Source organism: Terriglobus sp. YAF25 (assembly GCF_052113305.1).
Taxonomy (GTDB): domain Bacteria; phylum Acidobacteriota; class Terriglobia; order Terriglobales; family Acidobacteriaceae; genus Terriglobus.
In genome coordinates this window covers 1-9,488 of the sequence record NZ_JBFRCY010000207.1, presented here as the reverse complement: position 1 = coordinate 9,488, position 9,488 = coordinate 1, and the positions used below count along the sequence as shown (strand labels likewise).

Annotated in this window: 9 protein-coding genes and 1 pseudogene; 3 read left to right on the top strand and 7 right to left on the bottom strand. The window is 58.6% G+C overall.

Annotated elements, in window-relative coordinates; all coding sequences use genetic code 11:
* Both AB4043_RS10630 and AB4043_RS10625 read left to right on the top strand, forming a co-directional pair.
* Positions 1-236 (top strand): annotated as a pseudogene (locus AB4043_RS10630) (hypothetical protein); the annotation flags it as partial.
* A 73-nt stretch (positions 237-309) separates the two neighbouring features.
* Positions 310-1,596, top strand: a complete 1,287-nt coding sequence (locus tag AB4043_RS10625) for a glucuronyl esterase domain-containing protein (RefSeq protein WP_442299884.1) — start codon at positions 310-312, stop codon at positions 1,594-1,596.
* A 63-nt stretch (positions 1,597-1,659) separates the two neighbouring features.
* Here AB4043_RS10625 and AB4043_RS10620 read toward each other — a convergent pair whose 3' ends face one another.
* A complete protein-coding gene (locus AB4043_RS10620; protein WP_442307025.1) occupies positions 1,660-2,514 on the bottom strand; it encodes an IclR family transcriptional regulator domain-containing protein in 855 nt (284 codons plus the stop codon).
* Positions 2,515-2,589: 75 nt separating this feature from the next.
* Here AB4043_RS10620 and pcaD point away from each other — a divergent pair, with 75 nt between their 5' ends.
* A complete protein-coding gene (pcaD, locus tag AB4043_RS10615; protein WP_442299882.1) occupies positions 2,590-3,366 on the top strand; it encodes a 3-oxoadipate enol-lactonase in 777 nt (258 codons plus the stop codon).
* A gap of 57 nt (positions 3,367-3,423) precedes the next feature.
* Here the strand turns inward: pcaD and AB4043_RS10610 are convergent, their stop codons facing one another.
* The 6 genes from AB4043_RS10610 to AB4043_RS10585 all read right to left on the bottom strand — a co-directional run bounded on the left by AB4043_RS10610 (position 3,424) and on the right by AB4043_RS10585 (position 8,929).
* Positions 3,424-3,891 carry a GNAT family N-acetyltransferase gene (locus AB4043_RS10610; protein ID WP_442299881.1) on the bottom strand — a complete coding sequence of 156 codons (468 nt, stop codon included), beginning with the start codon at positions 3,889-3,891 and terminating at the stop codon, positions 3,424-3,426.
* A 191-nt stretch (positions 3,892-4,082) separates the two neighbouring features.
* Positions 4,083-5,693, bottom strand: coding sequence for a glucose-6-phosphate isomerase (gene pgi / locus AB4043_RS10605; protein ID WP_442299880.1), 1,611 nt, complete (start codon positions 5,691-5,693; stop codon positions 4,083-4,085).
* Between the two features lie 85 nt (positions 5,694-5,778).
* Positions 5,779-6,282, bottom strand: a complete 504-nt coding sequence (locus AB4043_RS10600; protein WP_442307024.1) for a redoxin domain-containing protein — start codon at positions 6,280-6,282, stop codon at positions 5,779-5,781.
* A 2-nt stretch (positions 6,283-6,284) separates the two neighbouring features.
* Positions 6,285-7,214: a dienelactone hydrolase family protein gene (locus tag AB4043_RS10595; RefSeq protein ID WP_442307023.1), complete on the bottom strand. Its 930-nt coding sequence runs from the start codon at positions 7,212-7,214 to the stop codon at positions 6,285-6,287.
* A 177-nt stretch (positions 7,215-7,391) separates the two neighbouring features.
* Positions 7,392-8,009 carry a hypothetical protein gene (locus AB4043_RS10590; RefSeq protein ID WP_442299877.1) on the bottom strand — a complete coding sequence of 206 codons (618 nt, stop codon included), beginning with the start codon at positions 8,007-8,009 and terminating at the stop codon, positions 7,392-7,394.
* Between the two features lie 26 nt (positions 8,010-8,035).
* A complete protein-coding gene (locus tag AB4043_RS10585) occupies positions 8,036-8,929 on the bottom strand; it encodes a universal stress protein (RefSeq protein WP_442299876.1) in 894 nt (297 codons plus the stop codon).
* Between the last annotated feature and the right edge of the window lie 559 nt (positions 8,930-9,488).

Genomic DNA, 9,488 nt, shown 5'->3' with positions numbered 1-9,488 from the left:
GCTTCAACATCCGCGCCATCATTGCTCTGATAGCCGGCATCGTTGTCGCCCTGGTGGGCATCGTTGTTCCCCCGCTCCGCTGGCTGTACGACTATGCCTGGTTTGTCGGTTTCATCGTTTCGGGCTTGCTGTATTGCCTGCTGATGATGGGGGCAACGACGGCCAAGGGAAGTACCCCACTGCTCGTGGAACACAGGCTCCCCGGCGCCGCCGTTCTTGAGGGTGAGGGCGCCTGAAAATAAAGGCTGCCGAATTTTCATTTGACAGCAGAGTTGCAGCTTTTTTAGTTTGTGTGCCCGGAGAAAATCCATGACCCGAACGAAATCTATTGGTAGCGCCATGCTTCTGGCGGCGGTGGCGGTTGCGGCTGCACAGGGTGTTAATCCCAACCATCCGACGAATACCGACGAATCCAAGGTGAAGCCCTACACCTTGCCTGAAGTGCTGAAGACCACTGATGGTAAGCCGGTAAAGGATGCAAAGACCTGGATCAGCAAACGGCGTCCTGAAATTGTGTCACTTTTTGAGACGCAACAATACGGCCGCGCCCCCGGCCGGCCGAAGGATGAGAGCTTCGAGGTTTTTGAAAAAGAAGGAGTTGCGTTTAACGGGAAGGCCATCCGCCGTCAGGTAATGATCCACGTTGATAAGGATCCCGCTGCGCCCCAGATCCAACTGGTGGAGTATCTCCCGGCCAAGGCAAAGGGGCCGTCACCGATGCTTCTCTCCATCAGCTTTACGGCTCCCTCGAACATGATCGACGACCCCGGCATCAAGGTTGGGATGATCTGGGATGCGAAGACTAAGACCAGGGTTCCTGCGGATCAGGGCCGCAAGTTCGGAAAGATCGATGTCGAGGCATTCCTGGACGCGGGTATCGGAGTTTCGACGTTCTACTACGGCGATCTGGACCCGGATTATCTTGGCGGTCTGCAGCAGGGAATTCGCGCCCGTTACCTGAAGTCCGGCCAGATCGAACCCGCTCCGGATGAATGGGGATCGATCAGTGCCTGGGCCTGGGGCATGAGCCGGGTGATGGACTACCTGGAGACCGACAAGGCGGTAGATGCGAAACAGGTTGCGGTCCACGGTGTCTCTCGTTTGGGCAAGACCACGATGTGGGCGGGAGCGCATGACCAGCGGTTCGCCGCCGTGATTGCCAGTTGCAGCGGTGAGGGAGGAGCCGCGCTCAGCCGCCGCGACTACGGAGAGAGGATTGAGGACCTGGTCAGCCCCCGGCGCTACCCCTATCAGTTCGCGATCAACTACCAGAAGTACGCGACCGATGTCAGCAAACTGCCGGTGGATGCGCACATGCTGGTCGCCCTGGTGGCTCCGCGGCCGCTGCTGCTGCAGACCGGGAACACCGATACCTGGTCCGATCCAAAGGGGGAGTTTGAGGCAGAGGTGGCGGCCGGTCCGGTCTACACCTTACTTGGTAAACAGCCTCTGGGAACGACGCAGTGGCCTGCGCCAGACCAGCAGATCTTCCATGACCTCGCCTATTACATGCATGATGGTGGACATGGCATGGTGCCAAATGATTGGAAAGTTTACGTCGAATTCTTAAAGCAACACTTTAAAGTTGCGATGTAGGGGAGATGGACAAAAAGAAGGGGCACGGCAATCGCCGTGCCCCTTCTTCTTTAGCCGAATCTTTTAGCGCAGGAACATGCTGAGCTCGTTGGCGGCTGCGCGCAGGTGCGGCAGATAGCGCTGCTGAAGGTCCGGCAGCGGCATACGGGGCGCATGGCTGGAAAGGTTGAGAGTCGCTACAACTCTGCCCGAAGGGGCGAAGACCGGTACGGCGATCGAGCGCAGGCCGATCTCATACTCCTGGTCGCAGATAGCGAAGCCATTGCGGCGGATATTGCGGATCGCCAGGCGCAGGCGGTCAGGAGTGGTGATGGTGCGGTTGGTGTACGGGTAGTAAGTGATACGCGCGAGGAACTGTTCGAGCTGCTCCGGCGGCAGGTAGGCCAGCAGGACACGGCCCATGGACGTGCAGAAGGCCGGCAGGCGCGAACCGATGTGCAGGTCGACCGCCATGACGCGGGAGACTTGAGAGCGGGCTACGTAAACGATCTCATCACCGTCCAGTGTAGCCACCGAGAACGACTCGCGGAACTRCTGGGTCATGCGCTCCAGGATTGGCTGGGCGGAAGAGGAGAGGGAACTGGACGAGGTGTAGGTGTGCGACAGCGTAAGCAGCCGTGGCCGCAGCGAATAGCGTTGACCGTCCTCGGCGCCGGCGAAGCCAAGCTTCGTCAGGGTGTACAGGCAGCGGCGCACTGCAGCGCGCGACAGACCGGTCTTCGCCGAAAGCTGCGAGATGGTCATCTGCGGTGTCTGTTGGGTGAATGCCTGAATGACGACGAGGCCTCGGGCCAGCGACGTCATAAAATTAGGATCACCAGCAAATTGATCCAGGGATGAAGCCGGCGTCTGCCGGACTGTGGGAGCAGGTGCGGGAGCTTCGGCGATAACGGCGGCAGAGTCAGTCTGGTTCGGCATACAACATCCCGTGCGATAGACGCACTATAGTGACGATAAACGAACGGCGTTACGGAATCAAGGAGAACTGATACGGTGTTGGTTCAACTGGGCGGTGAGGAGACGATCTACTACGAGGCCGCCGGTCCTGAAGGCGCGCCTGCGGTCATCTTTAGCCACTCTCTTGGTCAGGGCACATACCTGTGGAGCGCACAGGCGGAGCACTTCAGCCGCACCTTCCGGACCGTGGTTTATGAGCAGCGGGGCTTTGGCCGCTCAAACTCCCAGCAGCCACCGAATACGCTTGCGGGTATGGGGAACGATGTTCTTGCCCTGATGGATCATCTCGGCATTGCGAAGGCTCATTTCTGCGGTATCTCCATCGGTGGCATGGTCGGCCAGTGGCTGGGTGTAAATGCGGCGGACCGCATCGAGAGACTGGTGCTATCGAATACGGCTGCCAAGATCGGCACGTCCGAGTTCTGGCAGAAACGCGCGGAAGGTACCCGGCTTGCGGGTGTGGAACAGTTTCTGCCGGGGAGCGCGGAGCGCTGGCTGACGGCGGACTTCCGAGCGGAGCATCCCGAGGTGGTCCCGGAGCTGGAGAACTCCGTTCGCCGCAGCAGCATCGCAGGTTATGCCGCCGGTTGCGAGGTGCTGGCAACGACGGATCTTCGTGAGAGCGTGAACCAGATCCCGCTGCAGGTGCTTTGCATCGCAGGCAATGAAGATCCAACCACGCCTCCTGCGGACCAGAAGTTTCTGGTCGAGCAGATTCCTTCGGCACGGTATCGTGAACTGCCCTCAGGCCATCTCTCGTGCCTCAATCGGCCGGGTCTATGGAATGAGGCAGTGATGGAGTTTCTGGCTTAGGGGAGATTGAAGAATTGAATAATGTTCGAGCGTAGCTCGAACGGGTTGGGCGCAATCCTATGCAATTTCCAGATGCAGGAACTGGCTGAAACCTGTGGGGACGTAGTCTCCAAACGGTTCGCCAAACTGAAAGCCGAAGTTTCGGTAGAGCTGTACTGCTGCGTCAAAGGCTGGGCCGCTGCCGGTCTCGAGGCTCAGGCGCTTGATCCCGCACTGCTTCGCTGTCTCCACGATATGGGTGAGGATCGCTCTGCCGACGCCCTGTTTCAGGAAGTCAGGATGAGTCCGCATGGACTTGATCTCCGCTGCGTCTGCGCTGAGCATGCGCAGTGCTCCTACTCCAGCCAGACGATTTCCGCGCCATGCGCTCCAGGTTGTGATCTCGGGCTTCTTCAGGCCCGAGAGGTCGAGAGCATACACGCTCTCCGGCGGTGAAGAAGCACGCATCCCGGCCAGATGAAGCGCGAGCAGATCGCGCGTGTGGGGATCGTCAAAGTCAGCAATGCGGATCTCGAGCGATTCCATGCGAACCAGTCTCTCTGAAGATGTAAAAGGCCTGCTCTTCTTGATGAAGAGCAGGCCTCTACGGTTGCGAGATTTGTTTAAAGCATTTTCCCTGTTGCTGAGTATCCCGGGAGAGGAGTGCAGCGGCGTTTTCATTGCGGAAAACGCCCATAGATGCGGAAGCCCTACTCTACACCTACAGGGAAAATGCTCTAGTTGCGGCGGGCCTTGCGGTAACGCTCGATCAGAGCGTTGGTGGAGGTGTCGTGCTTCAGTTCGCCTGCACCCTCGAGCTCGGGAACGATGCGCATGGCGAGTACTTTGCCAAGCTCTACGCCCCACTGGTCGAAGGAGTCGATATTCCAGATCACACCCTGGGTGAAGACGATGTGCTCGTACAGAGCCACCAGTGTTCCCAGCACCTTCGGAGTCAGCTCCTCGGCGAGGATGGTGTTCGACGGACGGTTGCCCTCGAAGACGCGGTGCGGTACCAGCCAGTCGGCTGTACCCTCAGCCTTCACCTGCTCCGCGGTCTTACCGAAGGCCAGAGCCTCGGTCTGCGCGAAGACATTCGCCATCAGCAGGTCGTGGTGATTGCCTACTGCGTTCAGCGAGCGCATGAAGCCGATGAAGTCGGCAGGGATCAAGCGCGTGCCCTGGTGGATCAACTGGTAGAAGCTATGCTGGCCGTTGGTGCCGGGCTCGCCCCAGTAGATGGCGCCGGTATCGTGGGCGACATGCTCGCCCTGCAGCGTAACGTGCTTGCCGTTCGACTCCATGGTSAGYTGCTGCAGGTAAGCAGGGAAGCGCTTTAGATACTGGTCATAAGGCAGCACAGCATAGGTCTGTGCGCCGAAGAAGTCGGTGTACCACACGCTCAGCAGGCCCAGGATGACCGGCAGGTTCTTCTCGAATGGGGTGGAGCGGAAGTGCTCGTCCATCTCATGAAAGCCGGCGAGCATCTGGCGGAAGTTGTCAGGACCGATTGCGATCATCGTCGACAGACCGATGGCTGAGTCCATGGAGTAGCGTCCGCCGACCCAGTCCCAGAAGCCGAACATGTTGGCCGTGTCGATACCGAACTTCGCCACTTCCTTGGCATTGGTGGAGATGGCTACGAAGTGATTGGCAACGGCCTTCTCATCTTTCAGCCCCTTCAGCAGCCACTCGCGCGCGGTGTGCGCGTTCGTCATGGTCTCCAGAGTGGTGAAGGTCTTCGACGCGATCAGGAAGAGCGTTGTCTCCGGATCCAGGTCATGGGTCGCTTCAGCGATGTCAGTTCCATCGACGTTAGAGACAAAACGGAACCCGATGTCGCGCTTGGAGTAGTGGCGGAGCGCCTCGTAGGCCATCACCGGGCCGAGGTCCGATCCACCGATGCCGACGTTGACGACTGTCTTGATCGTCTTGCCGGTAAAGCCCTTCCACTCACCGGAACGGACGCGATCAGCAAAGCCGGACATCTTGTCCAGGACTTCGTGAACCTCGGGAACAACATCCTTGCCGTCGGAGAAGATCTGGGTGCCCTTGGGGGCCCGCAGAGCGATGTGCAGTACCGAGCGGTTCTCAGTGATGTTGATCTTTTCGCCGGAGAACATGGCGACGATCTTGTCCTTCAGGCCGGCTTCATTGGCCAGCGAGAGCAGCAGATTCAGGGTCTCGTCGGTGATGCGGTTCTTGGAGAAATCGACGAAGACTCCGGCAGCCTCAAGGGCATAGCGCTCGGCGCGGCCGGGATCAGTGGCAAACAGCTCGCGCAGGTGAGTCTTTTCAATAGCCTTGTAGTGCTGCGCAAGCGCGCTCCATGCGGTCGAAGTGCTCATAACGAAATATTCTGCTCCGTTCTATGTCTTGTAGCAGGTGAGTGTTTTGGCCGCAGCCGACGTGTCTCGCGGCCCATCAGTTTCATTAGAGCATTTTCCTGTTACTGGGTATTCCGGAAGGTGCGTGCAGCGGCGTTTTCATTGCGGAAAACGCCCATAGATGCGGAAGCCCTACTCTATACCTACAGGGAAATGCTCTATCGCCGAGCCCGAGGCCCCTTCGATAGATGACCGGCAGGGGCGGTTTGGTGCCCGAGAGAAAGATCGCGATACGGAGGTATAGCTCGCGCCAGGTCTCCAGTTCGGTGATGCAGTAGGGACACCAGCGTCCGCGGAAGAAGTTGATGACCAGCGGTCCCAGAGCGAGAAGGTCCGCGGAACGGATGGGTTTGCCGCTGATGGCATCGGGAAGAGAAAACTCAGGAGCCCTGGAGCCTACGGGGAGAATACGGTCTTCAATGCCGGTCGCGAATAACTCAGCGATGGCGTTTTCATTGATTTCCAGACGCTCAGCCTGGACGAGCCGCCGCGTGTTCGCGGTGATCTCGTCCAGTTGCGTCTGCAGTACAGGGATACTCTGTTCGTCCACTCTTACATGGTAGACATGTCGTGGCAGTCCATGGTGGCTGCGGCAGCCTTTTTAGACTTGCTACCCTTCGCTGCCTTGGCGACCATCGAACGGTTGGGGGTGCTTTCTACAGGGGATTTCTTTGTCCCTGAGAGTGACTTCAGCAGTGTTGYCAGGCGCGCATATCCGTCGTCACGCGCCTTCTTGTTATTCGGGTTGGTATCAGTCGGGTCAACGCCAGCACGCATGAATCCATGGCCTGCGCCGTCATAGGTGACTGGTTCGTAGGTCTTGCCGGCGGCTTTCATCGCTTCGATGGTCGAGGGAATGGTGGCATCGATGCGCGCGTCGTTGCCCGCGTAGAAGCCATATACCGGTACGGTGATCTTCTTCATATCGTCCGCGGTGGGTGGCGGTCCGTAGAAGACATACGCGGCGGAGATGTCGTGGTTATTCGTCGCAAAGCGGAAGGTCTGTCCTCCGCCCCAGCAGAAGCCGCCGACGGCGATCTTGCCGTTGCCGGCGGGAATCGTCTTTGCATACGCGACCGCGGCATTCAGGCCTTCGGTGACGGCGTCGGGCGAGAGCGTGGAGACGGCCTTGGTGACCTCATCACGGGTGGCGAACGAATCGGTATTGCCGCCGTTCGGACCTTTACCGGTAAGCAGGTCCGGAGCCACTACGATGTAGCCGCTGGCGGCAAGGTCGTCGGCCATGGTCTTCATCCAGTCACTCAGCCCGAAGATCTCGTGAATGAGAACGACGACGGGAGCTTTGTCCTTGATCTCCGGATAGACGACGAAGGCCTGGACCGGTCCACCGGAGGTCTTCAGGGAGATGTACTCGCGGTGACGCGGAGACTTGTCGAGGCGGGTTTTGGCCCAGTCCTGGGCGTGAAGGGTTGCAGCAGAGACGGGCAACAGCAACGAGCAGGCAAGCAGGAGTCGGCGCATGCGCAGCAGTGTAGAGCATTTTTCCTGTTGCTGGGTATCCCGGAGAACCGTACAGCGGCGTTTTCATTTTGCGGAAAACGCCCATAGATGCATAAGCCCTGCACCACACCTACAGGAAAATGCTCTAGAGCGAGCGAGAACCCATCGGCAATTGGGGAAATGTAATTTGTTGCCGAATCAGTGGATGTGCCGCAGCGTAGATGTCGGCGGCACGTGGTGAGGATATGGTCTTTCCTGCAGCAGCATGCATGCCAAACCGATGTTGACGGTCCCGAAGCCAAGCAGATAGCCGTAGAGCATGCGCATCGAGGTGTCCGTTGCCAGGGGTGCTTCCATGAGGGCGCTGATCAGAAAGTAAAGCGATGCGGCGCCGGAGACGAGTGCCGAGGCATACACCACGATCGTGCGATGGTGACGCCACACATGACGAGCTGTGGCGATGTCTGACACGGCAGCCGCTCCGGCTTGTGCCGCTACCAGATAGAAGAACCAATGCAGACGGGCATGTTCAAAGGCGATGGTCGCCAGCAGCAACGAGATCGTGATACCAACCGATCCCTGCAACCGGCTTGCAATCTGGCCAGGGCGCTTGGGGAGCGCAAAGCTTTCAAAGAACACCAAGGCACTGTCTGCCGCGCCATAGCCTGCCAGAAATAACACTGACAGCACCATGGCAAACGGCAATAGTAAGACCGAGGACGACATCTGCGGGATAAGCAGAATGGCACAGCCGAACAGGATCGCCAGAACCCCGCGGAACAACGTGATAATCCAATATGTTTCGTAGCGGTGCATGGCGGCCCTCCTATCCGGGGTGATGCCTAGCGAACAGTCAAGACAGGACACGGAGCTTCCTGGATCAGGCGTGTGAGCGTGGTCCAAAGAGCTCGACTTGAGAGCGGACCCTTATTATGGCGGCCCGTAACGATAAGGTTGGCCTCGCACTGCTTGGCCTGCGCGACGATCTCCCGTGAGGGTTCGCCGTGCCGTACACGATATCCAGCCTGGCAGAACGCCGTTGCATCGGCCGGCACCAGTTGCTGAAGCCGATGTTCAATCGCCTCGCGTTCTTCGCTGGTAGGCCAGCCGGCCTTGGGCAGGACGTGCAACAGTGTCAGCTTTGCCTGAAACTCCTCGGCGAGCGAGGTCGCATACTGCGCCGCATGCAATGCTGCGGGTTCAAGATCGGTGGCAAGCAGAATGCAGGTGGGCGTTTCGGCGACTTTGGCCTCCGGGCCGATGATCATGACCGGAATGGGGGACCGGCGCAACATCGACTCCGCCACGGAACCAAGCAGGACTTTCTCAAATCCGCGCGCGCCATGTGAGCCGACCACCAGCAGATCGATTGCTTCGTCTTTGACCACTCTGGCAAGCTCCTCGTTCAGATAGCCTTCGCGGATGGCGATGCGGTGAGGCACGGTGGTCAATTCCATATGTGCCGCGATCTGTGCCGCCATGCGCTTTTCGGCATGGGCGCAGGCGGCCGACGAGGCTTCAATGGTAGTCAGCGTGGCGTCGGGCGTAATGACCGGAGGAATGATGTTGTGGAAGAGCACCAATTCAGCCTGGTACGTACGAGCCAGATGGCAGGCTGCGAACAGGGCCGCATCCGCGTAGGAGGAAAAATCGGTCGCGACGAGAATATGCCGGAACTTCAACCGTGTGGTCTGAAGGTGAATCTCAACAGCTGCGGAATGGGAACTGAGCGCCATGAAACACACTCCTTTCGCGGCCGCTGGCAGCAAAGTAAGAGTGCGCGTGTCCGGGAATCGAAGTCGGTGATGGCAATCACACCGGCTACCGAACGGGGCGATCCCGAGGTCAGCGCTGCTGCATGCCTCCGGCCAGGTCTCGTCGGCCTATCTAGCCACACTGGGTCAACGAGACGGCAATATTGTCGCCCCGAAGAATCATGGGCGTCCATATTTTGTTTTGATGCTCAAAAGGCTTGCTCCGGCCAATCACGCGGCCGGAGCAAGCCTTTTGTTGCGCTATTCTTTCCCGCGCCTGCTTTTCCTATAGGCGTATCGACAAGTTCGTTTGGTCTGAGAATCATGGTTTGAAAGCGGTGGGAGCAGCGGGCTTCAGCCCGCTGATAAACGGCAAAAAGTAATGGGCTTTTAGAGTCTGTGTGAGTACTTGCTTTTCGGGGTTATTTATACGAGAAGAGAGTATGTCACGGTATTTGCCGTATTCGCCGGAGCAAGGGTATCTGGTGCCGCCTCGAGTGGATGAAGTTCTGAGTGCGGATCATCTGTGTTTTTTCGTTCA

Bases quoted from the DNA above. Each gene is read 5' to 3' on its own strand.
- AB4043_RS10625 (WP_442299884.1), top strand. From the start codon at position 310: ATGACCCGAACGAAATCTATTGGTAGCGCCATGCTTCTGGCGGCGGTG.
- AB4043_RS10610 (WP_442299881.1), bottom strand. From the start codon at position 3,891: ATGGAATCGCTCGAGATCCGCATTGCTGACTTTGACGATCCCCACACG.
- AB4043_RS10590 (WP_442299877.1), bottom strand. From the start codon at position 8,009: ATGCACCGCTACGAAACATATTGGATTATCACGTTGTTCCGCGGGGTT.
- AB4043_RS10585 (WP_442299876.1), bottom strand. From the start codon at position 8,929: ATGGCGCTCAGTTCCCATTCCGCAGCTGTTGAGATTCACCTTCAGACC.